This window comes from Janthinobacterium sp. BJB401, from assembly GCF_013372745.1.
GTDB classification, from domain to species: domain Bacteria; phylum Pseudomonadota; class Gammaproteobacteria; order Burkholderiales; family Burkholderiaceae_D; genus Janthinobacterium; species Janthinobacterium rivuli.
Genome location: NZ_JABXFH010000001.1, coordinates 213818 through 239973 on the forward strand (window position 1 = coordinate 213818; position 26156 = coordinate 239973).

The following is a 26156-nucleotide window of genomic DNA, read 5'->3' on the forward strand; positions in this document are numbered from 1 at the left end:
TTTTTTATTGCGCCGCCACGTGGCCGTAGCAGGCTTTCAGTCCCGCGTAATCATAGAAGACGCTGCCCGGCGCGATGCGGGCACTGTCGCACGATGGCTGGAACGGCGTTTCCTTTTCGTTGTACAGCAGGCGCACGATCAGCTGGCCCTCGCCATTGCGGTACACGTCCCACTGCATGTTGGCCGCCAGCGGCGCGACGGTCTGGCCGCGCCAGGGATTCGCGTCATAACTGTAACTGGCCGAAGCCGGCAGCGGCTGCTGCAAGCCCATGGCCGATGCCAGCGGGATGATCATCTCGGCATGTGTGAAGCGCAGCTTGGCCGCGTGGCGCAAATCTCCTTTGGCCAGCGCATCGACTTCCTTGAAAAAATCCTCGCGCAAGGCCAGCGCGAAGCGCCAGGTCACGCCGGCGCTTTCCGTGGTGGCCGGTCCCTTTTCGTAGAAATCCTCGTGGTCGGCGACAGCGGCGTAGTAGCGCGCATCCTCGGCGGGCATGTAGCGGTTGAAATCGGCCGGCGCTTCATGGCGCATGCCGGCGGCGATCGCGTACAGCGCATACAGCTGCGTGGCGGCCGCACTCAGGCTGCGGATGAAGGTCTTGCCGCTGCCCTTCATGCTGCGCGTGAGTTTGCCGTCGTCGCTGGTGAAGGTGTAGTTGCCCGTGTCGGCATAGCTGGCGCCGCCGCGCTCAAGCTGGTCGAGGAAGGCGGGCGCAAACAGCCGTTCGAGCACATGGCGCGCGTGCATCGCCGCTGCCGGCAGCCGGGCGGGCGAGTCCATCAGCGCGTGCAGGCCCTTGGTGCGGATATAGCGCTGGTACGCCTGGCTGGCATGGTAGGTGGCGTAATAAGGATGGGCCGGATCGGTGACCCGGTCCGTCTGCGGCGCCAGCTTGTGTGCGTACAGCAGGAAGCGGTTGACGCCATCCGCTTGTAATATCGGCTGTACCGCGGGCGCGTGCTCGAGCAGCGATTGCGTGAAGAAGCGGGCGCTGTCGCGTGCGCGGTCCACGCCGGAATGGATGGTGACGAGCTGGCGCGGCGCCGTCGCGGCGTCTTGCCCCACTTGCGCAAACAGGGCGGGCAGGCGCGCCAGCAGGCGCGCGGCCAGTTGCCGGTGCTCTTCGATGCCCGTCTGCGACAGGTTGCCGTAGCCGGGTGATTCGATGCCGGCCACGCCATAACCGAGCAAGGCGTTCGCCCGCATCAGGGCCAGGATGTCGGGACCCAGTGCGCGCCCCAGCGGCGTCAGGGCATCCTGCGCGGCCGCCTGCTGCCACATCGCATACAGGGCCGCGTCGCCCTTCATGCTCGTCAATCCGCGCGCACCGTGGCGCGCCACCAGTTGCGTGTAGATCGGCTGGAAGCCGGCCGGCGGCGCGGCATACGTGGCCGGGTCTTGCTGCGGCGCATACGGCGTCTTGGTCTGGTAATGGCCGTCGACGGCCAGGGCGGGGCTGGCGTACAGGGCAAGGGTCAGCGCAATGCTGGACAGGGGAAGCGGTTGGGACATGGTTTTTTCGTGGTGATTCATTCTCGGACGCCAGCCTAGCACTGAACGAAAAAAAGGCGGGCACGGCTCAGTGCCGTGCCCGCCTGTGCTGTCAGCGCAGTGCGTCAGCCTACCACTTCGGCGTGTACTTCACGGTGAACTGCACGTTGCGTGGGTCGCCATAGTAGTTGTTCGACCCGGTGGTGTTGTAGGATGGGATGATGTAGCGCTTGTCGAACACATTGTTGACGTTGAGCGACAGGGCCACTTGCGGCGTGGCTTGCCAGCCCAGGCGTGCATTCCAGATCGAGAAACCGGCCACCTTGAAGGTGCGCTCGGTATCGACCGTATGGCTTTGCAGGCTGGTGCCGGCACCCACGCTGAATTTGTCCCAATCACCGGGCAGGGTGTAGCTGGACCAAAGGCGAAGCATGTGCTTCGGCGTCCAGGTGGAAAAGACCTTGCCCTGATTGTCCGGGTCGTTCAGATACGTCGTCGTCGTGTAGGCGTAACCGGCAGACAGCTGCAAGCCGCGCGCCACTTCGCCCGATACTTCCGCTTCCAGGCCCTGGCTGCGCACCTTGCCCGAAGCGCGCGAGCAGTACTGCCCGTCGCACGCGAGGTCGGCGGCGTAGTCGGTGACGGCGCGGTTCTTGTGGTCGTAGCGGAACACGGCCAGCGAGGTGTTGACCTTGCCATCCATCAGTTCCCCCTTGATGCCCGCCTCGTAGTTGCTGCCCGTGATGGGCTTGAGGATCTTGCCTTGCACGTCGCGGATGCTTTGCGGCGTGAAGATGTCGGCATAGCTGGCGTAAGCCGACCATTGCGGATCGAGCGCGTAGATCAGTCCCGCCGACGGCGTGAACTTGGCGGTGGCGTTGAGTTGTTCTTCGGAACCTTTCGGCGTCGCATACAGGAAGTCATACCAGCTGAAGCGTCCGCCCAGCACGGCTTTCAGCTTGCCGGTCAACTGGCCGTTCCAGCTGCCATACAGGCCTTTCTGGCGTATTTCGTAGGTGCTGTTGCTGGTCACGCCCATTGGGCGCGCGGCGATGCTGTCGATATCTTGCCAAGGGCGATGGTGCTTGATGTTGAAGACATTCGCCCCGGATTCCCAGACGCGCGCGTAGCGGTCGTCCGACGCCAGTGTGACATAGCTGGCGCCCACGAGCACTTCCTGCGCCATGCCCAGGCCGTCGAATTTGCCGCGTACGTAGGTATCGATGCCGCGCTTGCGGTTGTCGAAATCCATGCCAAAGTCGCCATAGCTCGCGCCGCTGCCGTCGGGCTGGATGGCGGAAGCCAGGCGCTGGTGCACGGAGCCGGTGTTTTCCTTCATGTTCACGGCCGAGGCCTTCAGGCTCCACTGGCTGTTGAAATGGTGCTCCAGGTCGAGATACACGTTGGTTTGCTTGGCCTCGCTGCGGTTCCAGTCAGCACCCGTGAAGGTGGAGCGGGGCAGGTTCAGTGCGCTGCCATCCTCGTAGCGGGGCAGGCCGATGAAGGTGGGGCGGCCGTGGACATTGACGTTGCTGATGGCCAGACCCAGGGTGGTGGCCGGACCCAGGTCATAGTCGAGCGCCGCGTACAGGGTGCGGTTCTTGCTCCACACCTGGTCGATGAAGGAGTGGGTATCGTCTTCATCGACAATGACGCGTCCGCGCAGGCTGCCGTCCGCAGTCAGGGGGCTGCTGACGTCGAGCTGCGCGCCATAATGGTCCCAGGATCCCGCGCGCGCCGTCAGGCTGACACTGCGCGTGGCGCCCGGACGCTTGCGCACCAGGCTGACCGAGCCGCCGGGGCTGCCCGTGCCAACGAGCATGCCCGCAGCGCCGCGCAGCACTTCCAGGCGGTCGTAGATGACCATGTTTTCCTGGCCCCAGTTACCCAGTGCATAGGTGTTGCGGTCGATCGGCACGCCGTCATACTGCCACTGGTCGATCTGGAAGCCGCGCGCCGTGATCACCACGCCCGGCCCCACGCCATGCACGCCCACCACGCCGGTGACGTTGTTGACCGCCTCGCGCAAATCCGTGATGCCCTGGTCGTCCAGGCGCTGGCGCGTCAGCACGCTGACCGATTGGGGGATGTCCTTCATCGCTTGCTCGCCCTTGCCGATGGTGATCTTGCGCGCCGTGTAGGAGCCGCTGCCTTCCGTGGTGGCGCCTTGCTCGGCCTGGCCAACGATGGTAATCGAGGGCATGGTGCGTTCGGCCGCCGAGGCGCTACTTGCCGCCGCCGTGGGAGCGGCGACCGCAGGCGCGGCCACCAGCACATAGCCGGTGGACGTCTTGCCGATGGCATAGCCGCTGCCGCGCAGCAGCATGGCGAAACCGTCATCGATGGCGTAGCTGCCTTGCAGGCCGGCGCTGGTCAAGCCTTGGACCTTGGATGCATCGATGACGATGGACACGCCCGCCTGCTGCGCATAGCGGTTCAGGGCGCCGGCCAGCGGTCCGGCGGGAATGCTGTAGCTGGCGGTGGCAGGCGCCGTTTGCGCAACTGCCTGGGCGTGCAGGCCGGCGCCAGCGAGCAGCATGGCCGCCAGGGCCAACGGACGCAAACGCGTGCGCAAGGGATTCGGGGACGAAACGGGAACGACTTGAGCGTACATGGTGACAGCCTTTTTTGATTGATCTCAGCTGCCTTGACGCACGAGATGCGCAAAGTGGAACCGCGAACGCAAAAAAACATTTATTTTTTTGCGGTGCCAGTGTCTGGCGCGTCCACCATTACCAGATAGCGCGTCAGCATGCGGATGCGCAGCTGCGGGAAATTGTCGATGAGTAGCTGCAGCGCCTTGTCCGTGTCGTCCAGTGGCAGCACGGCGGCCACGCGGATGCCGGCGATCTGCGCGCGGTCGTAATGCAGCTGGCCGGGGCGGTGGCGCGCCAGCTCGTCGAGCACCTGGGCCAGCGGCAAGTCGTCGACCACCAGCCGGCGCGCGCGCCAGGCATCCTGCACGCTGGCCGCATCGATGCTTGTCAGTGGCCCGACGCCATCGTCCGTGATGCGCGTGCGCTGGCCCGCCTGCACCACGACGGCCGGATGTTGCGGCACCTGCGCCAGCACCCTGGATTCCAGCATGCTCAGGATGGTGGCGCCGCCTTCCCTGCGCACCGTGAACCGCGTGCCCAGCGCGCGGATCGCCGCCTGCTTGCTGTCAACGATGAAGGGGCGCTGCGCATCCTTGGCCACGTCGACGAGGATGTCGCCGCGCACCAGTTCCACATGCCGCTCGCCCCCATTGAAACGCACGTTGACGGCGCTGTTGCCGGCCAGCGTGATCTGGCTGCCGTCGGCCAGGGTGTGCGTCTGCCATTGTCCCGTGGGGCTGCGCAGGTCGGCCAGCAGGTAGGCGGGGCGCTCGCCGAGGGCCAGCGTACCGGTCAGCGCGAGCACGGCCACGGCGCTGGCGGCGGCCAGCTGGCGCAGACGCCGGCGCTTGGGCGCGATGGCAGCCAGGGCGGCGCGCGCGGGGCGATGGTCGCCGCCGGCCGGCTCGCGCACGGCGCTCAGTTGAAGCAGCAGGTTTTCCATGCCGGCGGCGACCGTCGCGTGCAGCGGGTCGGCTGCCTTCCACGCGGCGAAACCGGCCCGCGCCATGTCGCGTTCGGCCGGATCGTCGGCGCTGAGCTGCACGATCCAGCGCGCGGCCTGCTCGGCGGCGATATCCGTGCGCGTGCCGCTCATGCCGCCATGGCCGGGCAGGCGTGGCGGCAGGCCAGCAAGGCTTGCACCAGATATTTTTGCACCATGCGCGTGGAAACGTTCAGTTGCGCGGCGACGATGGCCTGCGATTGCTCTTCCAGGTAGTGCAACAGAAAGGCGTCGCGCGCCTTGGCCGGCAAACCGTCCAGCGCCGTGGCGATCTGCCCGAGCGCCTGCACGGCCATCAGGATCTCGTCGGGCGAGGGCGCGCCGGGCAGGCTGTCGGCCAGCAGGGCCAGTTCCGCCAGATAGCTGCGCTCGAGTACTTGCCGGCGCGCGCGGTCGAGCAGCAAGCGCTTCGCCGTCGTCGACAGGTAGGCGCGCGGCTCGCGCATGCCGAACAGCGCGTCGCGCGAGGCGATGATGCGTAAAAAGGTGTCTTGCGCCACGTCGGCCGCGCCATGCGGGCAGCTGAGTTTTTTGCGCAGCCAGCCGACCAGCCAGCCGTGATGCTCGCTGTAGAGCGACTGCACTTGCTGTTGCAGGCTGGACTGGATGGCGGACATGGGCGATGAATAATATAAATGAGAATTATTCTCATTGTAAGCGGCAGAGGCGTGTCGCCACAATCCCCAATGCGTGGGGATGGGGCAGGTGTTGCGCGCAGGCCGCACGCGAGATGGTGCCGGAAATGAAAAAACCCGCCGCTGCGCAGGGCAGGGGCGGGTTTTTCATGCTGCTAATTCTTGGTGGTGATAGGTGGACTTGAACCACCGACCCCAGCATTATGAATGCTGTGCTCTAACCAACTGAGCTATATCACCAAACAGACCGGTCAGACCGGATGCTGGTTTTGACCAGTAAAAAAACCTGATCGATGTTCTTTGGTGGTGATAGGTGGACTTGAACCACCGACCCCAGCATTATGAATGCTGTGCTCTAACCAACTGAGCTATATCACCCAACAGCCGAGCATTATCCAGTCTTCCCATTTCCTTGTCAATGCCGGCCATGAAAAATCTGTGGATTTTTTGTGTGCTGTAGCGTTCATGATTATTTCATCAACGGCTGGATCTGCGCCAGCATGGACGAGGCCGGATCAGGACCCAGGCAATCGATGACGATGCGTTCGGGCATAGCCCGCAGCCAGGTGAGCTGGCGCTTGGCCAGCTGGCGCGTGGCGATGATGCCCGTCTCGCGCAAGGCGGCGCGGTCGATGCGGCCATCGAGGTATTCCCAGGCCTGGCGGTAACCGACGCAGCGCATCGAAGGCAAACCCGGGTGCAGGTCGCCGCGCCGGCGCAACCCATCTACTTCATCGAGCAGGGCGTCGTTTTTCAGCATGATGTCGAAGCGCGTGGCGATGCGCGCGTGCAGCACGGCGCGGTCCGACGGCTCCAGCGCGAACGATTGGAGCTGGAACGGCAGCACGGTCTTTTCGCGCCGCGCCAGCAGGGCCGACATGGGCTGGCCGGACAGGGCGATGATTTCCAGCGCGCGGCCGATGCGCTGCGCATCCTGTGGCGCCAGGCGCGCGGCCGTGACGGGATCCTGCTCGGCCAGGCGCGCATGCATGGCGGGCCAGCCGATGGCGGCCGCGTCTTCTTCCAGCTGGGCGCGCAGCACGGGATCGGCGCCGGGCAAGTCGTCGAGGCCATCGGCCAGGCCTTTGAAGTACAGCATGGTGCCGCCGACCAGCAGCGGCAGCTTGCCGCGCGCCGAGATTTCGCTCACCAGGCGCAGGGTGTCGTTGCGGAACTGCGCCACGGAATACGCGTCCAGCGGGTCGATGATGTCGATCAGATGATGCGGTACCTGGGCCAGCTCTTCCTTCGACGGCTTGGCCGTGCCGATATCCATGCCCCGGTAGACGAGGGCGGAATCGACGGAAATGATCTCGGACGGGATGGCTTGCGCGATGGCCAGCGCACTGGCTGTCTTGCCGCTGGCCGTGGGGCCCATGATGGCGACGGCCAGGGGGAGGTGTGGGGTGTTTGTCATGGTGCTTTTTTGATGTGCTTGCGATGGGGACCCCAAGGCAAAGGCTGGGGTCAGACCCGGCGGGTCTGACCCCGGAATTTTATTGGCCGCGCAGGAATAATTTGTCGAGCGCGTTGATCTCGACCTGCACCCACGTGGGCCGGCCATGGTTGCACTGGTCGGCGCGTTCCGTGCTCTCCATCTGGCGCAGCAGGGCGTTCATTTCCTGCACCGATAAAATCCGGTTCGCGCGCACGGCCGTGTGGCAGGCCAGGGTGCCCAGCAATTCGTTCTGGCGCTCGATCAGCACGCGCGAGCCGCCGTATTCGCGCACGTCGCGCAGCACGTCGCGCGCCAGGGTTTGCGCGTCCGCGTTTTTCAGCAGGGTCGGCACGGAGCGCACGGCCAGCGTCGTGGGCGACAGGGCGGCGATATCAAAACCCAGCGCTTTCAAGGTGTCCTGGTTTTCATTCGCCGTCGACACTTCAATGGCGTCCGCGTAGAACGTCACGGGGATCAAGAGCGACTGCACCTGCATGTCCTGGCCCGAGACCTGCGCCTGCAGCGCGTTTTTCAGCTGTTCGTACAGGATGCGCTCGTGCGCCGCGTGCATGTCGACCAGCACCAGGCCCTTGGTATTTTGCGCCAGGATGTAGATGCCGTGCAGCTGGGCCAGGGCAAAGCCCAGCGGATATTCTTCGCGCGCCATCGCTTCGGGCGAGGCGATGTACGGTTCCACCTGCGTGATCGGCGAGGATGCAGCGGCGCCGCCAAACAGGGCGCCATACGCCGCCGTGTCCTGGGCCACGCCTGGCGCGTCGGCAAAGAAGGGATGGTTCGCGCCGGGCGAGGCGGGCGCGAAGGTGTTCGTGAATTGCGTGCCGAACGACGTTTGCGTCTGCTCGCGGCGCCAGATGCCGGGGCCTCCCAAACCGGCGCCCGCGGTATCGCCGCCCAGGGTGGACGCGGCCGGCAAAGGTGCCGGCACGCTGCCAAAGGCCGTGGCCGACGTCTGCGCCAGCGCGCGCTGCACCGCGTGGAAGACGAATTGGTGCACGGAGCGGCTGTCGCGGAAGCGTACTTCGATCTTCGACGGATGCACGTTGACGTCGACCAGGGCCGGGTCGAGGTCGAGCGCCAGCACGTATGACGGGAAACGGTCGCCATGCAGCACGTCCTGGTAGGCCATGCGCACGGCGTGCACCAGCAGCTTGTCGCGCACGAAGCGCCCGTTGACATAAAAGAACTGGCCGTCGGCGCGCGCCTTCGATGCCGTCGGCAAGCCGGCAAAGCCGTGGATGCGCAGGCTGCCGGCCGACTCGTCCAGCGCCAGGCGCGCTTCGGCAAAGTCATTGCCGAGGATGTGAGCGCTGCGCTTGGCCAGTTCGCTGATATTCCACTGGTCGATGGTGCGGCCATTGTGCGACAGCGAGAACGACACGTCCGGCCGTGCCAGCGCGATGCGGCGCACGACTTCGGCGCAATGGCCGTATTCCGTCTGTTCCGATTTGAGGAATTTGCGCCGCGCGGGCGTGTTGAAATACAGGTCTTGCACGTCGACCGTGGTGCCGTGCGCGCCCGACGATGGCGAGACGCTGCCATTGTGCGAGCCGACGATTTCCCACGCATGCGTTGCGTCCGCCGTGCGCGAGGTCACGGTGACGGCGGCCACCGAGGCGATCGAGGCCAGCGCCTCGCCGCGAAAGCCCAGGGTGCCCACGTTTTCCAGGTCGTGCAGGGACGCGATTTTCGAGGTGGCGTGGCGCGCCAGGGCCAGCGGCAGCTGGTCCTTGTCGATGCCGCGGCCGTTATCGGTAATCGCGATGCGTTTCACGCCCCCTTCTTCCAGCCGCACCGTGATCTGCGTGGCGCCCGAGTCGAGCGCGTTTTCCAGCAATTCCTTGACGACGGCCGATGGCCGCTCGACCACCTCGCCGGCGGCGATTTGCGAAATCAACTGGTCAGGCAAGGCCTGGATCGGGCGGTGGGGCGTGATGGGAGCGTTCATGCCCTGATTATAACGGGTTCGCAGGGGGAGGCGCTGCTGTGCTGATGCCCGAAACCCAAAACGAAGGCTGGGGTCGTACCCTGAGGGTACGACCCCAGAACTTGCCTTTCGGGTCGCTTTATTTCCCCACCTCCCGCACCGGTATCGGCGCATTGCACAGGTCAATATGGCCGGCCGTGACCTTGCTCCACGGGCCGCCGCGGTGGCGCTGGGCTTCCAGCACGGCTTGGTAGGTGGCGCTGTCGGTGCGCATCACTTCCAGGTTCGCGCGCTGCTCCGCCGGCACGCTGGCGGCCAGGCGGATGGACTTGATCGGCACGTTTTTCTCGGGGCTGTCATAAAAACCCATGGGGCCCGTGCCGCGTGGCAGGGTCGACAGCAATGGCATGCCGGAGACGACTCTGCCGACGACGGTGATGTCGCGGTCCAGGTGGCGCGGCGACTGGCCGATGACGGCGTACAGTTCCGTGCCGCCGCCGCTGTCGCTGGCGCTGTCGCGGCCCACGCCCACGGTGGCATAGCAATGCGTGAGCCAGGCCGTGCCGGTTTTCGGATCGCGCGCGGACGGGAAACCGTTCGAATGGCCCACTTGCGGCGCGTAGCCGTCCACGTCCGGCAGGCGCGTGAAGCTCTTGATATTTTTCAGTGGTACCGTGAATTCGCCGGGCAGGGTGCGCTGCGCATGCTGGATCGGCTTGGGATTTTTCTCGTTCGGATCGCCCCACTGCGCCACCCAGTTGTCCTGCGCGCGCGTGATGGCCAGGCCGTCGTAATACTGTTCGGCTACCAGGGCCTTGATGTTGGCCACGTGTTTCGGCGCGAAGTCCGGCGCCAGTTCGATCACCACGCGGCCGGCGGGAATGTCCAGGTACAGGGTGTTGTCCGGGTCCAGTGGGCGCCAGTCGGACGGTTTCGAAGCCTTGATCACGTCGGCCAAGGTCGCCTTGGCGGGCAGTTCGGCGGGCGCCTTGATCTGCACAGGCGCCGCGTGGGCAGTCAGCTGTGCAAGGCCCAGCACGGTGGCCATGGTCAGGCCGCTCAGTGGGTGTCGGTACATGTTTTCTCCTGGTCGGCGCGGGTTGCGCCGTGCAGAAAGTGTATACCGGAATGCCAATATTTCGGTGGAAAAACATTGCAGACAGCAATCCTGACAGTTGTCTGCCGATAAGGCGATTCCTTAACCTTTACTTAAATTGCCACGCCGCCAAGGGCGCCGCATAATTAATCCAGAAATATCGGCCCGGGGACTGCCGTTGCGCCGGTCCGGTGGTGTATGATTCCGCCGCTACCTTTAGGGAAAAATATATGGATTTTGTGCAATTCCTCGACATGATCGTGCATGTCGACAAGACGCTGGGTCTCTTGATCGAGCAGTACGGCACCCTCGTGTATGCGGTGCTGTTCGCCATTATTTTTTGCGAGACAGGCCTCGTGGTGCTGTTTTTCTTCCCTGGGGATACCTTGCTGTTTATCGCCGGCGCGTTTTGCGCGACGGGACAGATGCACCTGGGCTTGCTGATCTTCCTGCTCGTCACGGCGGCCGTCACGGGCAACACGCTCAATTACTGGATAGGCGAGGCCATCGGGCAAAGGGTGTTTACCCACGATTACCGCTGGATCAACAAGGACGCCATGCGCCGCACGCATGAGTTCTTTGAAAAGCACGGCGGCAAGACCATCATCCTGGCCCGTTTCGTGCCGGTGGTGCGCACCTTCGCGCCGTTCGTGGCTGGCATTTCCGACATGACGCATGCGCGCTTCCAGATGTACAACATCACGGGCGCCCTGTTGTGGGTGGTCGGTCTGGTGACGGCGGGCTACTTCTTCGGCAATATCCCGTGGATCCGCGACCACCTGACCCTGATCGTGCTGATCGGCGTCGGCGCCGCCGTCGTGCCGGTGGTGCTGGGCGGCATGTGGAAGCTCTACAAGCGCATGGTCGGCAAGTCGGCGTAAGGCCGCATGGATGCGGGGCAAGCGCGCTGCGGCACAGTCCGCAGCCGGCCCCGGATCCCGTTTTTCCCTGTCTTGTTTCTGTTTTACTCCCGCCTTGATTCAAGTTTTGTTGCTTTCCAGCCGTAAACCAGAGGGTATTCTCACTTTCTGGATTTCCATGCGACATTTGAGCGCCCTGTTAGCTTGCAGCCTTGCCGCGATGGCGGCCATGGCAAGCGCCAAAGATGCCCCCGTCCCGGCGAGCGCCACCGCATCCGCGCCCATGTCGGCGTCGGCGCGCGCGGCCGCCATGAAAACCCTGACCGAATCGGTGAAGGGCAAGGAGGCCAAGGCGCCTGTCGTCGTCGCGCCCACGGCGCGCGAAAAGGAAGAAGCGGCCGAAGTCGACCTGTCAGAACGCATTGCCGCGCGGCTGGCGGAAATGCGCGCCACCCAGGCTGCCCGCGCCGCCGCCCGCGCCAAGCGCGCCGCCGTGGTGAAGGCCGCGCCGCCGCCACCGCCGCCCGTGCCGCGCGGCACGCACTGGTCGTACGAGGGCGACAGCGGCCCGGCCCACTGGAGCAAGATCAACGTCGACTGGGGCAAGTGCGGCAATGGCAGCCGCCAGTCGCCGATCGATATCCGCGATGGCATGAAGGTGGAACTCGAGCAGATCAGCTTTGACTACCATCCGTCGTCATTCAACGTGGTCGACAATGGCCATACGGTGCAGGTGGGCGTGAGCGGCGGCAATTACATCACGGTGCAGAACCGCATGTTCGAGCTGCAGCAATTCCATTTCCACCGCCCGTCCGAAGAGCGCATCAATGGCAAGGCGTTCGAGATGGTGGTGCACCTGGTGCACCGCGATGCGGAAGGCCGGCAAGCCGTGCTGGCGCTGCTGCTGGAACGCGGTGCGCCGCAAGCGACCATCCAGACCGTGTGGAACAACCTGCCGCTGGAAAAATTCGAGACCATGCAGCCGACCATCCTGCTCGACCCGGCCGAGATGCTGCCGACGCGGCGCGATTACTACACGTACATGGGATCGATGACGGAGCCGCCTTGCAGCGAAGGCGTGCTGTGGATGGTGATGAAGCAGCCGGTGCAGGCGTCGCCGGCGCAGATGGCGCTGTTCAGCCGTTTGTATCCCTTGAATGCGCGTCCGATTCAGCCGACGAATGGCCGCATCATCAAAGAGTCCAATTAAACGAATGCGAGGCGCTGGCGGCCGATCCATTCGGCGCCGGCGGCCAGCAGGTCGGGCTGGATCAGGGCCGGCTCGATGCAAATGAAGCGCGGCTGCTCGTCGTCGGCCAGGTCGGGCAGGGCGGCCGCGTCTTGCGCGCCCGGGTTCCACACGACGGCGTCCGTAAAGCCCTGCTGCTCCAGGCGCAGCGTATGGCTGCCAGACTGCAGGCTCAAGGCGCCCGGCAGCTGGTAGTAGATGCGGTCCAGCTTGTCCGAAAATTGCAGCACTTCTTCCGCCTGCAAGGCGTCTTGCGGCGTCTCGTCCGAGTAGCGCACGCGCTGCAAGCCGCCAATGCGCGCTTCGCTCAAATCATCAATCGAAAAATACGTATGCAGGGCGGCCGAGAATGGAAACGCCTGCTCGCCCGTGTTGTGCACGGACAGGTGCAACTCCAGTGATTGGGCCGTGACGGCCACGCGCAGGCGCAGGGTGAAGTCGTAAGCCCAGCTGGCGGCGATCGCTGCCGGCAGGTCAGCCTGGGTCAGGATAAATTGCGCCCATGCGGCGCCATTGGCCTCGCCGCTCGATTCCTGCTGCCACGTCGCCACGCGCGCAAAGCCGTGGCGCATGCCGGTGCCGCGCGCGCCGAACTGCGGGAAGATCACGGGCACGCCGCCACGGATGGCGCGGCTGCCGTCGAGGCTTGATGCGCGGCTGCAGAACAGGCGCTCCTGGCCATCGCTGGTCCGCCACGACACCAGGTGGCCGCCGTACAGGGTGACGGTCGCTTGCGCGCCGTCGGCCGCGCGGATGGTCACGGCCGGCAGCTGGCCAAAGATACTCTCGCTCATGCTAGGCTTTCATGTCAGGTCAGGCGGCTTTTCGCCAGCGGCGGATTCTTGGCAAAATAATTCTTGATGCCCGTGACGATGGCGTCGGCCATCTGGTCCTGGTAGCCGTTGTCGGTCAGCTTGGCTTCTTCTTCCGGATTCGAGATGAACGCCGTCTCGATCAGGATGGAAGGGATGTCCGGCGCTTTGAGCACGGCGAAGCCGGCCTGCTCGACGGAACCCTTGTGCAGGCGGTTGATGCCGCCGATTTCGCGCAGCACGGCCTTGCCCAGCTTCATGCTGTCATTGATCTGCGCCGTCGTCGACAGGTCGAGCAGCACGCTGGCCAGCTGCTTGTCGTGGTTTTTGACGTTCACGCCGCCGATCAGGTCGGCCTGGTTTTCCTTGTTGGCCAGCCAGCGCGCGGCCGTCGAGGTGGCGCCCTTTTCGGACAGCACGAACACGGACGAACCGCGCGCCGTCGGCTGGATGAAGGCGTCGGCGTGGATCGAGACGAACAGGTCGGCCTGCACCTTGCGCGCTTTTTCCACGCGCATGCCCAGCGGGACGAAGAAATCGGCGTCGCGCGTGAGCATGACGCGCATGTTCGGCTGCATTTCCAGCTTGGTCTTGAGGCGTTTGGCGATGGCCAGCACCACGTCTTTTTCGCGGCTGCCCCGGCTGCCCATGGCGCCCGGATCTTCGCCGCCGTGGCCGGGATCGAGCGCGATGGTAATCATGCGCACCACCTTCTGGCCCGGCAGCGGGCGTGCTTCGGGGCGCTGTTCCGGACGCACGTCGGGCACGGGCGGCACGATGGGCGTTACCGGCGCGACGGCGGCCACGGGCGGCTTGCCGCTCTCGGGCAGGGGCAGCGCGGGCGGCGGCGTATGCGTGTCGGCCATGGGCGGCTTGGCCGGGTCGCTCGACCAGTCGCCTTTTTCGATCATCTGTGCGATCAGGTCCGGTTCGCGCACGGGATACAGGTCGAAGATCAAACGGTGGTTGTAGGAGCCGGCCGGCGGCAGGGTAAACAGCTGCGGCGTGACTTCTTCTTTCAGGTCGAACACCAGGCGCACGACGTTGGGCCGGTTCTGGCCCACGCGCACCTGCTTGATGTACGGGTCGTTCGACTGGATCTTCGCCACCAGGCCCTTCAGGGTGGGATTGAGTTCCAGGCCTTCGATGTCGACCACCAGGCGTTCCGGGTCCTTGACGATGAAGTGGGTCGCCTTGAGGATGCTGTCGTTTTCCAGTGTGACGCGGGTGTAGTCCTCGGCCGGCCAGACGCGCACGGCGAGAATTTGCGCCGCCATCGCCGACATGGGCGCGAACACGGACAACAGCAGGGTGCCGCCGGCCTTGAGTACCGTGCGCCGGGTGATGGGCGAGGAGATCAAAGGTTCGGGGCGAATTTGAGACGGTGAAGGCATGACAGACCCAATTCAGAAGACGCTTGCAATTCTACATCACGTCCTGTACCCGCAACGTTCAAATAAATATTCAGGTCGGCCGGCGGCAGCACCGGTTCGGCTTTCTCCGGCCATTCGACGATGCAGATATTGCGGCCGTCGAAGTCTTCGCGAAAGCCCGCGTCGAGGAATTCCTCGGCGCTGCCCATGCGGTACAGGTCGAAGTGGATGACGTTGACGCGCTGGCCATCGAGTTGCACCGTGTACGGTTCGGACAGCGTATAAGTGGGGCTTTTCACGTGGCCAGCATGGCCGGCCGCGTGCAACAAGGCGCGCGTGAGGGCCGTCTTGCCGGCACCGAGGTCGCCGTGCAGGTAGATCGCCAGGCCCGGCGCCAGCGCGCGCGCCAGCGCGGCGCCCAGCGCGGCGGTGCCGGCTTCGTCGTGGAGGTGGGCTTTGAAGTGTTCGGTCATGATCTTCGGTATCGCATAAAATGGAGGCTGCTGTCATTGTAACCGCCCGCGCGCCTGCCGTTTTCCGTAAAGTCCCCTATGTCCGCCACCATCACCGATCTCGCCGTCCTGGCGCGCACCATCAAAGAATGGGGGCGCGAGCTGGGTTTTGCCGAGGTGCGCATCGCCGACGTGGACCTGTCGCATATGGAAGCGCCCCTGCAAGCCTGGCTCGATGCAGGGTATCACGGCGAAATGGATTACATGGCCAGCCACGGCATGAAGCGCGCGCGCCCGGCCGAACTGGTGCCGGGCACGGTGCGCGCCATCAGCGCGCGCATGAATTATCTGCCGCCGGCGCTGGGTCCCGACTGGCGTGAGCACGAGGCGGCGCGCGACGCCGACCCGTCGGCGGCCGTCATTTCCGTGTATGCGCGGGGCCGCGACTATCACAAGGTGATGCGTTCGCGCCTGCAGCAGCTGGCCGAGCGCATCAAGGGCGAGATCGGCGACTTCGGCTACCGCGTCTTCAGCGATTCGGCGCCCGTGATGGAAGTCGAGCTGGCGCAAAAGGGGGGGCTGGGCTGGCGCGGCAAGCACACCTTGCTGATCAACCGCCAGGGCGGCTCCTTCTTTTTCCTTGGCGAGATCCTCATCGACGTGCCGCTGCCCGTCGACCCGCCGGAGACCCCGCGCTGCGGCCAGTGCTCGGCGTGCATCACGGTGTGTCCGACGCAAGCCATTCTGGGACCGTACCAGCTCGACGCGCGCCGCTGCATTTCCTACCTGACCATCGAATTGAAGGGCGCCATACCCGTCGAGATGCGCCCCCTGATCGGCAACAAGGTGTACGGCTGCGACGATTGCCAGACCGTCTGCCCGTGGAACAAGTTCGCCCAGCGCGCCGTCGTGCCCGACTTCGACGAGCGCCACAGCCTGGGCAGCGCCGGCATGGTGGAGCTGTTCGCCTGGACGGAAGAGGAATTCAACCGCCGCATGGAAGGCAGCGCCATTCGCCGCATCGGCCACGAACGCTGGCTGCGCAACCTGGCCGTCGGCATGGGTAATGCGGCCACGAAGGCCCACGGCCAGGCCGACATCGTCGCGGCCCTGCTGTCGCGCCGCGAGCACCCGTCGGCCATCGTGCGCGAACACGTCGAGTGGGCGCTGGCCTTGCACGGCGTCGCTTGACCTGCGTTTAAGCTTGCTTCAGCCGCAGCGCCGACCATTCGTTATCGATGGCGACCATCGCCACGCTGTCGAGTCCTGATTCCTGCGCATACAAGCGGATATCGTCGCGGTGGATGTCGCTGCCCGCTTTGATTCCACCCTTGCGGTACGCCACCCAGACGGCGCCGCCGGGCGCCAGGCGCGCCTGCGCCACCGGCAGGAACTGTTCCAGTTCCGCGCGGCTGCGCGCGAACAGCAAGATCCAGTCGGCATTGTCACCTTCCCGCACCAGCCGCTCCGCCGGCAACTGCGCCAGCAATGTCCCATGCTCGCCGCCGTCATTGAGCACGGCCAGGGTCGTGGCATTTTTCACAACCATTTTTTCAGCAACGGTTTTTTCAGGCATGGCATCGGCGTGTGGATGGTGAAAAGACGAGCATAACAAATTTCTCCTTGACTTATCGATATATCGTTATAAAATGGCGATACCTACTAACGATATATCTTTAAAGAGAAAACATGAGAAACTCACACCACGCAGAACACGGCCACGGCGGCCATCATCATCACGGCCATTGCGGTCAGCACCACCACCACCATGGCGAACACCGCCACGAATACTTCATGCACGGCCGTGGTCCGCGCGGCTTCGACGAGCGCGGTGATGGCATGGGCGGTGGTCCTGGCGGGCGCGGTGGGCGCGGCGAACGGGCCGAGCGCGTCTTCGGCCGCGGCGACTTGCCCCTGATCGTGCTGGCGCTGATCGAAATCAGCCCCCGCCACGGCTATGAAATCATCAAGGCCATCGAAGAGCGTTGCGGCGGCGCGTACGCCCCCAGCCCGGGCGCCGTGTATCCGACCCTGACCTTGCTGGAAGAGCAGGACCATGTGACGTCCTCCGAAAGCGCCAGCGGCAAGAAGCTCTACACGATCACGGACCTGGGGCGCGCGTATCTGGACGAAAACCGCGCCCAGGTCGATGGCATCCTGGCCCGGCTCGACATGTTTGCCCGCGTCCAGGCGCGCAACGCCTTGCCCGAGCGCGTGCGCCAGGCCATGCACACCTTGAAGCATGCACTGTTGCTGAACAAGACCAGCTGGAACGAGGCGGAAGCCGAGCGCGTCTCCGCCGTGCTGGAACAGGCGGCGAACGCCATCGTCGACGGCCACTGAGCCCACTTTACAAGGACAAGCAATGACTAACGCCTCACCTGCAACTCCACGCCCGCACGCCATCGAGCGCGTGCGGCATGACTTGACACTGCGCGTGCTCACCGTCGTGCGCACCGAGCAGATCACGCCGCACATGCGCCGCATCACCCTGGCTGGCGACGACCTGGACGGCTTTGTCTCGCCGGCGCACGACGACCATGTGAAACTGTTCTTCCCCGCCCCGGGGCAGACCACCCCCGTGTTTCCCGTGCTGGGCAATGGACCGAATCCCATCCAGTACGCGCAAGGCGCGCGCCCCATCGCCCGCAACTACACGCCGCGCCGCTACGACGCCGCGCGGCGCGAGTTGGAAATCGACTTCGTGCTGCATGGCGACGGCCCCGCGGCCAGCTGGGCGGCGCAAGCCGCGCCCGGCCAGACCCTGGGCGTGGGCGGCCCGCGCGGCTCGATGCTGGTGCCGCTCGATTTCGACTGGTATGTGCTGGTGGGAGACCAGACGGCCTTGCCGGCCATCGCCCGCCGCCTGGAGCAGCTGCCGGCCACGGCGCGGGCGATCGCCGTGATCGAAATCGTCGAAGACGGCGAACGGATCGCGCTCGAGTGCGCCGCCCAGCTGGACGTGCGCTGGGTGGCGCGCAATGGCCGCAAGGGACCGCTGCTACTGGAAGCGCTGGCGCAAGTGGCCTTGCCGCAGGATGGCGACGGTTACGTGTGGGTGGCGTGCGAGCATGCGCAGGTGCAGGGCTTGCGCGGGCACTTTATTGAAGGCGGGGTGCCGAAGCAGCATCTGCATGTGGCCAGTTACTGGAAGCATGGGGCGGCCGAGCATCATGAGCATCACGATGAGTGATGGTGGTGTCGGCTTACGCGCTGCGCGCTAAGCCGACCTACAGTGGAATGTAGGTTGGATTAGTGGCGCGCCAGCGCCGCGTAATCCAACATGACGGTCATTATTTCAACAACCCGGCCAGCTCCACCGCCGTCTTGACCTGCATCTTGTCGAAGATATGCGCGCGGTGGACTTCCACGGTGCGCATGCTGATGCCCAGCTTGTCGGCCACCACCTTGTTCATCTTGCCCGCCAAAATCAGGTCCAGCACTTCGCGTTCGCGCGTCGACAGGGTGGCCAGGCGCGCGTGCACGGCGGCCAGTTCGCCCGCCTGGCGCGAGTTGGCCAGGCCCTGCTGCACTCTGTCCATCAGGTCGTTGTCGTTGAACGGCTTTTCAAAGAAATCGAAGGCGCCCCGTTTCAGGCTGTCGACGGCCATCGGCACGTCGCCGTGACCGGTGAGGAAAATCACGGGCAGGCGCGCCGTCAGGTCGCGCTTGACCAGCTGGTCGAACATGGCGATGCCGTTCATGTCGGGCATGCGCACGTCGAGCAGCACGCAGTCGCCGGCGGCATCGAAGCTGCCATCGAGGCTATCGAGAAATTGCTGGGCGCTGGCGTAGTTGCGCGATTCGATGCTGCGCGAGGCGGCCAGCCAGGACAGGGAGTCGCGTACGACTTCTTCGTCGTCGATAATGTGTAGCATGGGGTCTCCGGCTTGTCGTTATGCGTTATGCGTTATTCGTTATTGCTTGGTGTGGCGCGCGGCGCGGCCGGCACACTGAATGTAAAGATCGTACCGCCAGCGGGGTTGGCGCCGAAGGTCAGCGCGCCGCCGTGAAATTCGATGGCGGTGCGGCAGATGTTCAGGCCCATGCCCATGCCTTCGGACTTGGTCGAGAAAAACGGCGAAAACAGCCGCTCGGCCACGTCCTGGGGAATGCCATGTCCATGGTCGATCACGTCGACCGTCACCATGTCCTGCTGCGCGTCGTGGCTGGCCCGCAGGCGCATGATACGCCGTCCCGGCGCCGCGTCCTGCATGGCCTCGATGGCGTTGCGCGTCAGGTTCAGCAGCACTTGCTCGATCATCACGGGATCGGCGCGCAGCAGCGGCAGATCCGGCGGTAGCTCTTCCTGGATGGTGACATAGTATTTGCGCGCCTGCAGGTCGATCAACGCACGGATGCCGTCGATCAGGGTGCGGATGGCGATATCCTGGCGCTGCGGCTCGCTCTTGCGCACGAAATCGTGCACGCTGCGGATGATCTGGCCGGCCCGCTGCGCCTGCGCGCTGGCCTGTTCCAGCGCCGGCTTCAATGTATTCGGCTCGACGGGTGCACCGCTGTCGATGGCGCGGCGGATCAAATTCAAGGCGCCCGTCGTATAGCTGGAAATGGCCGCCAGCGGCTGGTTCAATTCGTGCGCCAGCATCGACGCCAGCTCGCCCATGGTGGCCAGGCGCGAGCTCGTTTGCAGCTTTTCCTGCTGCTGGCGATTCAGTTCCTCGACCCGCTTGCGGTCCGAAATATCGAGCACGGAACCCATCCAGCCCGTCTGCTGGCCGTTTTTGTCCACCAAGGGCGCCTCGAAGATCAGCACGGCCACGCGCGTGCCGTCCGGACGCTGGAAATAGGTTTCGAACTGCGGCGTGGGATTGCCGGCCAGGGCCTTGACGAAGCGCTGCTGGTATTCCTCCAGCGCTTCGGGCACCCAGTAGGGCATGGGCGGCAGGCGTCCCAGGATTTCCTCGGGCGGATAGCCGACGATCTGGCAAAACGCGGGATTGACGTAGGTGACTCTGCCTTCCAGGTCGCGCGCGCGCATGCCCGTCACCAGCGAATTTTCCATCGCCGTGCGAAACAGCATCTGCTGGCGCAGCGCGCCTTCGGCCACCAGGCGGCGCGAAATGTGGCGCCACAGGGCCAGCAAGCTCCACAGCAAGCCCAGCGACAGGGCGATGACGGAGCCGACCAGCAAATTGGGCAGCAATTTCGGCTGGCTTTTCACGCTGTCGGTAAACAGGGTGATGCTGGCGCCGGGCACGTCGAGCGCGCGCTTGTGCGTGTACACGCCGTGGCCGGGACCGGCGGCGGCGCGCCGCGCCAGCACCTTGTCGTCGCGGTCGATCAGCGAAATCTGGTTATCCTGGGCGAACCACCACGGCACCATTTCATCGAGCAGGCTGCTGATCTGGTAGGTGGCCACCAGGCTGCCCACGTAGCGCTGGCCGTCGAACAGGGGCTGATGGTAATCCATCAGCATGGCGCCGGGCGGCGCGTCGGGAAAGCCCGTCTGCTGCGAAGGCTGGGCGTACTGGCCCCGGTGCAAACGGCGCGCATTGTCGGCCGCCGTCAGCGAGGCCGGCGAAAACGACAGGGCGTGCGGCAGGCTGTTGTCGCTGGTGGCCAGCACCTTGCCGCTGGTGTCGAGCCACAGCACGCGCTGCAATTCGCGGCCATTGCGCAACATCTGCTGCAGCCGTTCGTGCACTTTTTCCGCGCCCAGCGAGCCGCTGGCGATGTCCACGCCCAGGTTGAACAGGCTTTCCTCGTTGCGCGCCAGCTGGAAGCGGATGGTCTGCTCCACCCACAGCGTGTCGGCGATCAGCTGCTCCTGGCGTTCGTTGCTCTCCATCTGGCGCGCCTGCCAGGGCAGCCAGAATAGGATGGACAGGAACAGCAGCAGCAGGATGACGGGCAGCAGCCAGCGCATCGGGCTCGATAGCTTGAAGCGGCGTGCAAGGGTGGGGGGAGTCGGCATGGCTGGCAGGGTAGCGGCTTATCGGGAGACGGCTATTGTGGTTAACCACAATAGCCGAAGCAGTTTCTTTGGCACAATATCCAAGTAGACAAATAATAAAGTTTTTTCAAAAACCACTCAGGAGACAAAAATGCAGATGAAAACCATGTTCGTCGCGCTGTGCGCGGCCATCGGCGCCACCGCCGGCGTGCACGCTTACGCGCAAGCCCCCATCGTCATCAAGTTCAGCCACGTCGTGGCCACCGACACGCCGAAAGGCCAGGCCGCCGAGCGCTTCAAGCAGCTGGCCGAGAAAGCCACGAATGGCAAGGTCAAGGTCGAACTGTACCCGAACAGCCAGCTGTACAAGGACAAGGAAGAACTCGAAGCCCTGCAGCTGGGCGCCGTGCAGATGCTGGCGCCGTCGCTGGCCAAGTTCGGCCCGCTGGGCGTGAAGGAATTCGAAGCCTTCGACCTGCCCTACATTTTCCCCACCAAGACGGCGCTGTACAACGTCACCGAAGGCGAAATCGGCAAGAGCCTGCTGAAAAAACTGGAACCCAAGGGTATCACGGGCCTGGCCTACTGGGACAACGGCTTCAAGGTGATGTCGGCCAACAAGCCGCTGCACATGCCGGCCGACTTCAAGGGCCTGAAAATGCGCATCCAGTCGTCGAAGGTACTCGACGCGCAAATGCGCGCGCTGGGCGCCAATCCGCAGGTGCTGGCCTTCTCGGAAGTGTATCAGGCGCTGCAGACGGGCGTCGTCGACGGCACGGAAAATCCGCCATCGAATATGTACACGCAAAAGATGCATGAAGTGCAAAAGCACGTGACCGTGTCGAACCACGGCTACCTGGGCTATGCCGTCATCGTCAACAAGAAATTCTGGGATGGCTTGCCGCCCGATATACGCGGCCAGCTGGAAAAAGCCATGCGCGAGGCGACCACGTTTGAAAAAGCCATCGCCCAGCGCGACAACGACCAGGCCCTCGACGCCATCAAGAAAGCGGGCAAGACGCAGATCTATACCCTGACGGTGCAGGAACAGGCCGAATGGCGCAAGGCGCTGGCGCCCGTGCAGAAGGCCATGGAAGGGCGCATCGGCAAGGATCTGATCTCGGCCATCAACAAGGAAAGCGCGAAGTAATCGCGCTGGCCGCGCCACCCGGCGCGGCTGTCAGGGACCTCCCTGTCTTTCTGCAGCAACGGCACCTGCGCGTCCTGCGCGGGTGCCAGCGTACCCGCATTCTTTGAAAGTCCACCATGAAATTTCTGGATCACCTGGAAGAGTGGCTGATCGCGACCCTGATGGGCGCGGCCACCTTCATCATTTTCGTCGCGGTCGTGCACCGCTACCTGGCAGGCTTGCCTATCCCCGGCCTGCAAGACTTTTTGATTCAAATCAATACCAGCTGGGCCCAGGAACTGTGTATCTACATGTTCGTCTGGATGGCCAAGTTCGGCGCCGCGTATGGCGTGCGCACGGGCATCCACGTGGGCGTCGACGTCTTGATCAACCGCATGAACCCGCGTTGGCGCGACCGTTTCATCGTCTTCGGCCTGGGTGCCGGCGCCCTGTTCACGGGCATCGTGGGGACCCTGGGTGCCAGCTTCGTGTGGTCGATCGGCCACACGGACCAGACCTCTGCCGACATGGAAATCCCCATGTGGCTGGTGTACCTGGCCGTGCCGCTCGGTTCCTATCTGATGTGCTTCCGCTTCCTGCAAGTGATGGTGCATTTCATCAAGACGGGCGCCTTGCCGAAACACGACCACTCGCATGTCGAGGGGCTGGAAGACGAACTGACGGCTGAAGAAAAAGGAGCCAAGGCATGAACGCGCTGATCATTTTTGTGTTGCTGCTGGCGCTGATGCTGACCGGCATGCCGATTTCCATTTCGCTGGGCCTGACGGTACTGACGTTCCTGTTTACCATGACCAGCGTGCCCATCGAATCGGTGGCCCTGAAGATTTTCACGGGCATCGAGAAATTCGAGATCATGGCCATCCCGTTCTTCATTTTGGCGGGTAACTTCCTCACGCATGGCGGGGTGGCGCGGCGCATGATCAACTTCGCCAGCTCCATGGTCGGCCACTGGCATGGCGGTCTGGCGCTGGCCGGCGTGATGGCGTGCGCGCTGTTTGCCGCCGTGTCCGGTTCCAGCCCCGCCACCGTGGTGGCGATCGGCTCCATCATCCTGCCGGCCATGGTCAAACAGGGCTATCCGCGCGGTTTCGGCGCCGGCGTCATCACCACTTCGGGCGCGCTGGGCATTTTGATTCCACCGTCGATCGTGATGGTGATGTATTCCGTCAGCACGAATACCTCGGTCGGTAAACTATTCATGGCGGGCGTGATTCCCGGCATGATGCTGGCCATGCTGCTGGGCCTGACCACGTGGTTTTTGGCGCGCAAGCACAACTATCCGCGCATGAAAAAGGCCAGCTGGGGCGAGCGCTTCGTCACGTTCAAGAAGAGCGCCTGGGGCTTGCTGCTGATCGTCATCGTCATGGGCGGCATCTATTCGGGTGCCTTCACGCCGACGGAAGCGGCCGCCATGGCTGCCGTGTACGCCTTCATCATCGCGGTCTTCGTCTACAAGGACTTGAAGATCAAGCAAGTGGGCAAGGTCTTGCTCGATTCGGCCGCCATGTCGGCGATGCTGTTGTACATCATCACAAATGCCGTGCTGTTCTCGTTCCTGATGACCAGTGAAAACATCCCGCAAGCGATGGCCGAATGGATCACGGGCAAGGGCCTGGGCGTGATCAGCTTCCTGCTGGTGGTCAACGTGCTGCTGTTGTTGGCTGGTAACGTCATGGAACCGTCGTCCATCGTGCTGATCATGGCGCCGATTCTGTTCCCTGTCGCCATGAAGCTGGGCATCGATCCCGTGCACTTCGGCATCCTGATCGTGGTCAACATGGAAGTGGGTATGTGCCATCCGCCCGTGGGCTTGAACCTGTATGTGGCGTCCGGCATCACGAAGATGGGCATCTCGGAGCTGACCGTGGCCGTGATGCCATGGCTGCTGACGATGCTGGCCTTCCTGGGCTTGATTACCTACGTACCACAAATCTCGCTGTGGCTGCCAAATTTAATTTACAACTAAAACAGTTGTCCCCGTCATGGTGCAAAAAAAGTCGATACGGCCGAATAAATGCGCTATGATGGGCAGCCTTAAGGGGAAACACGTATATGCATATGCGCCCCGGTAGCAAGGCTGAAATACAGAATTGGCAACAAGGTTAGTGGGGGAGTGGTCTATAAAAACGGTATTGATACCGGGGATATATTGAGGAGACACACGTTTCACAGAAGTTGTTGAGTCATAGCTGTCTGCGGCCAAAAGCCGGCACCGGCGGACCCAAACGACCGGGAACGTGAAGCAATATTTGAAGCGCACCGACTGGTGCGCTTTTTTTTCGTGCGCGGGAAACGTCCGCCGGCACGCCCAAAGACGGTGCATAATTCCCGTGGCGCCGTTTCCCGCTCCGGCAGGTTGCATATTTGCCACACTTGAACAATGATCAGCAGATGAAAAAACAACAGGGCAGTGAACTGTTCAGCGCCATCGTGGCCGCGCCGTTCGGCGCCATGGGCGTGCGCGCGCAGGATGGGCAGGTATGCGAGCTGGTGTATCTGCCGCCGCACTTTGCCGAAAAAGACGCGCAGGATGCCGTCTCCGAGCGGGCCTGCCAGCAACTGGCCCGGTATTTCCGCGATCCCGATTATGTCTTCGACTTGCCGCTGGCCGCCTCGGGCAGCGCCTACCAGCAACGGGTGTGGGCGGCGATTCGCGGCATTGCGCGCGGCCAGGTGCGCACGTATGGCGACGTGGCGCGCCTGATCGGCTCGGCCCCGCGCGCCGTGGGCCAGGCTTGCGGCGCCAACTGGTTTCCCGTGGTGATCCCCTGCCACCGGGTCACGGCTGCTGGCGGCCTGGGCGGCTTTGCCCATCACGACGATGCGACGGGTTTCCACCTGGGTGTCAAGCGCTGGCTGCTGGCGCATGAAGGCGTGGCGGGCATGGGGTGGTCAACACGATGATGAACAGCCTGCTGGCGCCCGACAACGCCACCCTGATCGATGAATTCTGCGACAGCCTGTGGCTGGAAGACGGCCTGTCGAAAAACTCGCTCGATGCCTACCGGCGCGACATGCGGCTGTTTGCGCGCTGGCTGGAAGTGGCGCGGCCCGGGCGCGAGGGCCTGTACGAAGTCTCCACGGCCGACATCGAAGCGTATTTCGCGGCCCGCCACGACGAGAGCAAGGCCACGTCGTCGAACCGGCGCCTGTCCGTGCTCAAGCGGTTTTACCAGCTGGCCTTGCGGCACAAGCATATCGCGGCCGACCCGTGCCTGAAGATGGTCTCGGCCAAGCAGCCCGCGCGCTTCGTGCATACCCTGAGCGAAGCGCAGGTGGAAGCCTTGCTGGCGGCGCCCGACGTGAGCACGCCGCTGGGCCTGCGCGAACGCACGATGTTGGAACTCATGTATGCGAGCGGCTTGCGCGTGTCGGAACTGGTGGACTTGAAATCCGTCGAGCTGAGCCTCAACGATGGCGTGCTGCGCATCACGGGCAAAGGCAGCAAGACGCGCCTGGTGCCGTTCGGCGAACAGGCGCGGCTGTGGATCGAGCGTTATCTGAAGGAAGCGCGCGGCGTCATCCTCGACGGTCAGATGGACGATGCATTGTTTGTCACGCGACGCGGCGGCGCCATGACGCGGCAAATGTTCTGGGTCATCATCAAGAAACATGCGATGAGCGCCGGCATCACGGCGCCGCTGTCGCCGCACACCTTGCGTCACGCGTTCGCCACGCATTTGCTCAACCATGGCGCGGACTTGCGTGTTGTGCAATTGTTACTGGGGCACTCCGATATTTCCACCACGCAGATTTACACGCACGTGGCCCGCGAACGGCTGAAACTGCTGCATGCGCAGCATCATCCGCGCGGCTAAAAATTTTGTATTTGCTCCAACTGCGTCATAATGTGCCCTATGTGCTTATCTGTAACAATAAAAAACTAAAGAGGTAGTAAATGGCCAAGACAAATTTCCAATACGAAAAACGGCAAAAAGAGCTGGAAAAGAAGAAGAAAGCCGAGGAAAAAGCCAGACGCAAGCTGGAAGCGAAGAACAATCCGAAGCCGGCCGATGGCAGCGAAGGCGATGAGCCGGAAGCGGACGACGCCGATGACGCAGATCCGGCCGCCGAAGGCGACGCTCCCGTCCAGCCGCAGTAACTCTCCGTTCTTGACGACCGGTGCGGCACCATCGCCGC

24 protein-coding genes and 2 tRNA genes are annotated in these 26156 nt (G+C 63.8%); 11 read left to right on the plus strand and 15 right to left on the minus strand.

All coding sequences use genetic code 11. The annotated features are described in order from the left end of the window. Positions 1 to 4 precede the first annotated feature (4 nt). The 9 genes from HWE17_RS00960 to HWE17_RS01000 form a co-directional block, all read right to left on the minus strand. Positions 5 to 1513: a histidine phosphatase family protein gene (locus HWE17_RS00960; RefSeq protein WP_255206068.1), complete on the minus strand. Its 1509-nt coding sequence runs from the start codon at positions 1511 to 1513 to the stop codon at positions 5 to 7. A gap of 109 nt (positions 1514 to 1622) precedes the next feature. Next, complete coding sequence (locus HWE17_RS00965; RefSeq protein ID WP_176387442.1) at positions 1623 to 4106, minus strand: TonB-dependent receptor; 2484 nt, start codon at positions 4104 to 4106, stop codon at positions 1623 to 1625. Between the two features lie 80 nt (positions 4107 to 4186). After that, positions 4187 to 5185: a FecR domain-containing protein gene (locus HWE17_RS00970; RefSeq protein ID WP_176387443.1), complete on the minus strand. Its 999-nt coding sequence runs from the start codon at positions 5183 to 5185 to the stop codon at positions 4187 to 4189. Continuing rightward, positions 5182 to 5709 (minus strand): sigma-70 family RNA polymerase sigma factor, encoded by a 528-nt coding sequence (locus HWE17_RS00975; protein WP_099401542.1) that lies wholly within the window; start codon positions 5707 to 5709, stop codon positions 5182 to 5184. The genes HWE17_RS00970 and HWE17_RS00975 overlap by 4 nt, the downstream gene beginning before the upstream one ends. 181 nt (positions 5710 to 5890) lie before the next feature. Beyond that, positions 5891 to 5967, minus strand: a tRNA-Met gene (locus HWE17_RS00980). A gap of 61 nt (positions 5968 to 6028) precedes the next feature. Then, positions 6029 to 6105: transfer RNA gene (locus HWE17_RS00985), tRNA-Met, on the minus strand. Between the two features lie 91 nt (positions 6106 to 6196). Next, complete coding sequence (gene miaA / locus HWE17_RS00990; RefSeq protein WP_176387444.1) at positions 6197 to 7144, minus strand: tRNA (adenosine(37)-N6)-dimethylallyltransferase MiaA; 948 nt, start codon at positions 7142 to 7144, stop codon at positions 6197 to 6199. 79 nt (positions 7145 to 7223) lie between these two features. Continuing rightward, on the minus strand, positions 7224 to 9131 hold the full coding sequence (mutL, locus tag HWE17_RS00995; protein WP_176387445.1) for a DNA mismatch repair endonuclease MutL: 1908 nt from the start codon (positions 9129 to 9131) through the stop codon (positions 7224 to 7226). A 118-nt stretch (positions 9132 to 9249) separates the two neighbouring features. Further along, a complete protein-coding gene (locus tag HWE17_RS01000) occupies positions 9250 to 10188 on the minus strand; it encodes a peptidylprolyl isomerase (protein WP_176387446.1) in 939 nt (312 codons plus the stop codon). A gap of 248 nt (positions 10189 to 10436) precedes the next feature. Here HWE17_RS01000 and HWE17_RS01005 point away from each other — a divergent pair, with 248 nt between their 5' ends. After that, entirely contained in the window at positions 10437 to 11087 is a 651-nt protein-coding gene (locus HWE17_RS01005; RefSeq protein WP_176387447.1) for a VTT domain-containing protein, read from the plus strand. A 208-nt stretch (positions 11088 to 11295) separates the two neighbouring features. Continuing rightward, the gene (locus HWE17_RS01010) at positions 11296 to 12276 is read left to right on the plus strand and encodes a carbonic anhydrase (RefSeq protein ID WP_235211737.1); all 981 of its coding nucleotides are present in this window, start codon (positions 11296 to 11298) and stop codon (positions 12274 to 12276) included. On the opposite strand, the gene HWE17_RS01015 is transcribed toward HWE17_RS01010, so the two are convergent. From HWE17_RS01015 to tsaE, 3 genes are read right to left on the minus strand one after another with little or no spacing between them, the layout of a single operon-like run. Further along, positions 12273 to 13109: a D-hexose-6-phosphate mutarotase gene (locus HWE17_RS01015; protein WP_176387448.1), complete on the minus strand. Its 837-nt coding sequence runs from the start codon at positions 13107 to 13109 to the stop codon at positions 12273 to 12275. The genes HWE17_RS01010 and HWE17_RS01015 overlap by 4 nt on opposite strands. A 14-nt stretch (positions 13110 to 13123) precedes the next feature. Further along, complete coding sequence (locus HWE17_RS01020; RefSeq protein ID WP_035821991.1) at positions 13124 to 14521, minus strand: N-acetylmuramoyl-L-alanine amidase; 1398 nt, start codon at positions 14519 to 14521, stop codon at positions 13124 to 13126. Continuing rightward, complete coding sequence (tsaE, locus tag HWE17_RS01025; RefSeq protein WP_034746843.1) at positions 14485 to 14973, minus strand: tRNA (adenosine(37)-N6)-threonylcarbamoyltransferase complex ATPase subunit type 1 TsaE; 489 nt, start codon at positions 14971 to 14973, stop codon at positions 14485 to 14487. Before tsaE ends, HWE17_RS01020 begins: the two co-directional genes overlap by 37 nt. A gap of 78 nt (positions 14974 to 15051) precedes the next feature. Here tsaE and queG point away from each other — a divergent pair, with 78 nt between their 5' ends. Beyond that, the gene (gene queG / locus HWE17_RS01030; RefSeq protein ID WP_176387449.1) at positions 15052 to 16143 is read left to right on the plus strand and encodes a tRNA epoxyqueuosine(34) reductase QueG; all 1092 of its coding nucleotides are present in this window, start codon (positions 15052 to 15054) and stop codon (positions 16141 to 16143) included. A gap of 7 nt (positions 16144 to 16150) precedes the next feature. On the opposite strand, the gene HWE17_RS01035 is transcribed toward queG, so the two are convergent. Further along, a complete protein-coding gene (locus HWE17_RS01035; protein ID WP_176387452.1) occupies positions 16151 to 16528 on the minus strand; it encodes a DUF3052 family protein in 378 nt (125 codons plus the stop codon). A gap of 218 nt (positions 16529 to 16746) precedes the next feature. On the opposite strand from HWE17_RS01035, the gene HWE17_RS01040 reads away from it, so the two are divergent. Both HWE17_RS01040 and HWE17_RS01045 read left to right on the plus strand, forming a co-directional pair. Next, on the plus strand, positions 16747 to 17295 hold the full coding sequence (locus HWE17_RS01040) for a PadR family transcriptional regulator (RefSeq protein WP_255206069.1): 549 nt from the start codon (positions 16747 to 16749) through the stop codon (positions 17293 to 17295). A gap of 22 nt (positions 17296 to 17317) precedes the next feature. Further along, the gene (locus HWE17_RS01045; RefSeq protein WP_176387455.1) at positions 17318 to 18145 is read left to right on the plus strand and encodes a siderophore-interacting protein; all 828 of its coding nucleotides are present in this window, start codon (positions 17318 to 17320) and stop codon (positions 18143 to 18145) included. Positions 18146 to 18245: 100 nt separating this feature from the next. Here the strand turns inward: HWE17_RS01045 and HWE17_RS01050 are convergent, their stop codons facing one another. Next, complete coding sequence (locus tag HWE17_RS01050) at positions 18246 to 18830, minus strand: response regulator transcription factor (RefSeq protein ID WP_035821983.1); 585 nt, start codon at positions 18828 to 18830, stop codon at positions 18246 to 18248. 32 nt (positions 18831 to 18862) lie between these two features. After that, complete coding sequence (locus tag HWE17_RS01055; protein ID WP_255206070.1) at positions 18863 to 20887, minus strand: PAS domain S-box protein; 2025 nt, start codon at positions 20885 to 20887, stop codon at positions 18863 to 18865. A 130-nt stretch (positions 20888 to 21017) separates the two neighbouring features. Between HWE17_RS01055 and HWE17_RS01060 the strand changes: the two genes are divergently transcribed. The 6 genes from HWE17_RS01060 (at position 21018) to HWE17_RS01085 (ending at position 26118) form a co-directional block, all read left to right on the plus strand. After that, positions 21018 to 22016 (plus strand): TRAP transporter substrate-binding protein, encoded by a 999-nt coding sequence (locus HWE17_RS01060; protein WP_035821979.1) that lies wholly within the window; start codon positions 21018 to 21020, stop codon positions 22014 to 22016. Positions 22017 to 22132: 116 nt separating this feature from the next. Continuing rightward, the gene (locus tag HWE17_RS01065) at positions 22133 to 22705 is read left to right on the plus strand and encodes a TRAP transporter small permease (protein ID WP_034746865.1); all 573 of its coding nucleotides are present in this window, start codon (positions 22133 to 22135) and stop codon (positions 22703 to 22705) included. Beyond that, positions 22702 to 23982 (plus strand): TRAP transporter large permease, encoded by a 1281-nt coding sequence (locus HWE17_RS01070; protein ID WP_034746868.1) that lies wholly within the window; start codon positions 22702 to 22704, stop codon positions 23980 to 23982. Before HWE17_RS01065 ends, HWE17_RS01070 begins: the two co-directional genes overlap by 4 nt. Positions 23983 to 24407: 425 nt before the next feature. Then, positions 24408 to 24920, plus strand: coding sequence for a methylated-DNA--[protein]-cysteine S-methyltransferase (locus tag HWE17_RS01075; protein WP_176387457.1), 513 nt, complete (start codon positions 24408 to 24410; stop codon positions 24918 to 24920). Continuing rightward, positions 24917 to 25834, plus strand: a complete 918-nt coding sequence (gene xerD, locus HWE17_RS01080; RefSeq protein ID WP_255206071.1) for a site-specific tyrosine recombinase XerD — start codon at positions 24917 to 24919, stop codon at positions 25832 to 25834. The genes HWE17_RS01075 and xerD overlap by 4 nt, the downstream gene beginning before the upstream one ends. A gap of 80 nt (positions 25835 to 25914) precedes the next feature. Further along, positions 25915 to 26118 (plus strand): hypothetical protein, encoded by a 204-nt coding sequence (locus tag HWE17_RS01085; RefSeq protein WP_099401527.1) that lies wholly within the window; start codon positions 25915 to 25917, stop codon positions 26116 to 26118. Positions 26119 to 26156 lie beyond the last annotated feature (38 nt).

What these genes read in the sequence shown, in the direction of transcription:
- HWE17_RS00960 (WP_255206068.1), bottom strand. Translation starts at nt 1,513, where the DNA reads ATGTCCCAACCGCTTCCCCTGTCCAGCATTGCGCTGACCCTTGCCCTG.
- HWE17_RS00965 (WP_176387442.1), bottom strand. Translation starts at nt 4,106, where the DNA reads ATGTACGCTCAAGTCGTTCCCGTTTCGTCCCCGAATCCCTTGCGCACG.
- HWE17_RS00970 (WP_176387443.1), bottom strand. Translation starts at nt 5,185, where the DNA reads ATGAGCGGCACGCGCACGGATATCGCCGCCGAGCAGGCCGCGCGCTGG.
- HWE17_RS00975 (WP_099401542.1), bottom strand. Translation starts at nt 5,709, where the DNA reads ATGTCCGCCATCCAGTCCAGCCTGCAACAGCAAGTGCAGTCGCTCTAC.
- miaA (WP_176387444.1), bottom strand. Translation starts at nt 7,144, where the DNA reads ATGACAAACACCCCACACCTCCCCCTGGCCGTCGCCATCATGGGCCCC.
- mutL (WP_176387445.1), bottom strand. Translation starts at nt 9,131, where the DNA reads ATGAACGCTCCCATCACGCCCCACCGCCCGATCCAGGCCTTGCCTGAC.
- HWE17_RS01000 (WP_176387446.1), bottom strand. Translation starts at nt 10,188, where the DNA reads ATGTACCGACACCCACTGAGCGGCCTGACCATGGCCACCGTGCTGGGC.
- HWE17_RS01005 (WP_176387447.1), top strand. Translation starts at nt 10,437, where the DNA reads ATGGATTTTGTGCAATTCCTCGACATGATCGTGCATGTCGACAAGACG.
- HWE17_RS01010 (WP_235211737.1), top strand. Translation starts at nt 11,296, where the DNA reads ATGGCAAGCGCCAAAGATGCCCCCGTCCCGGCGAGCGCCACCGCATCC.
- HWE17_RS01015 (WP_176387448.1), bottom strand. Translation starts at nt 13,109, where the DNA reads ATGAGCGAGAGTATCTTTGGCCAGCTGCCGGCCGTGACCATCCGCGCG.
- HWE17_RS01020 (WP_035821991.1), bottom strand. Translation starts at nt 14,521, where the DNA reads ATGCCTTCACCGTCTCAAATTCGCCCCGAACCTTTGATCTCCTCGCCC.
- tsaE (WP_034746843.1), bottom strand. Translation starts at nt 14,973, where the DNA reads ATGACCGAACACTTCAAAGCCCACCTCCACGACGAAGCCGGCACCGCC.
- queG (WP_176387449.1), top strand. Translation starts at nt 15,052, where the DNA reads ATGTCCGCCACCATCACCGATCTCGCCGTCCTGGCGCGCACCATCAAA.
- HWE17_RS01035 (WP_176387452.1), bottom strand. Translation starts at nt 16,528, where the DNA reads ATGCCTGAAAAAACCGTTGCTGAAAAAATGGTTGTGAAAAATGCCACG.
- HWE17_RS01040 (WP_255206069.1), top strand. Translation starts at nt 16,747, where the DNA reads ATGCACGGCCGTGGTCCGCGCGGCTTCGACGAGCGCGGTGATGGCATG.
- HWE17_RS01045 (WP_176387455.1), top strand. Translation starts at nt 17,318, where the DNA reads ATGACTAACGCCTCACCTGCAACTCCACGCCCGCACGCCATCGAGCGC.
- HWE17_RS01050 (WP_035821983.1), bottom strand. Translation starts at nt 18,830, where the DNA reads ATGCTACACATTATCGACGACGAAGAAGTCGTACGCGACTCCCTGTCC.
- HWE17_RS01055 (WP_255206070.1), bottom strand. Translation starts at nt 20,887, where the DNA reads ATGCCGACTCCCCCCACCCTTGCACGCCGCTTCAAGCTATCGAGCCCG.
- HWE17_RS01060 (WP_035821979.1), top strand. Translation starts at nt 21,018, where the DNA reads ATGCAGATGAAAACCATGTTCGTCGCGCTGTGCGCGGCCATCGGCGCC.
- HWE17_RS01065 (WP_034746865.1), top strand. Translation starts at nt 22,133, where the DNA reads ATGAAATTTCTGGATCACCTGGAAGAGTGGCTGATCGCGACCCTGATG.
- HWE17_RS01070 (WP_034746868.1), top strand. Translation starts at nt 22,702, where the DNA reads ATGAACGCGCTGATCATTTTTGTGTTGCTGCTGGCGCTGATGCTGACC.
- HWE17_RS01075 (WP_176387457.1), top strand. Translation starts at nt 24,408, where the DNA reads ATGAAAAAACAACAGGGCAGTGAACTGTTCAGCGCCATCGTGGCCGCG.
- xerD (WP_255206071.1), top strand. Translation starts at nt 24,917, where the DNA reads ATGATGAACAGCCTGCTGGCGCCCGACAACGCCACCCTGATCGATGAA.
- HWE17_RS01085 (WP_099401527.1), top strand. Translation starts at nt 25,915, where the DNA reads ATGGCCAAGACAAATTTCCAATACGAAAAACGGCAAAAAGAGCTGGAA.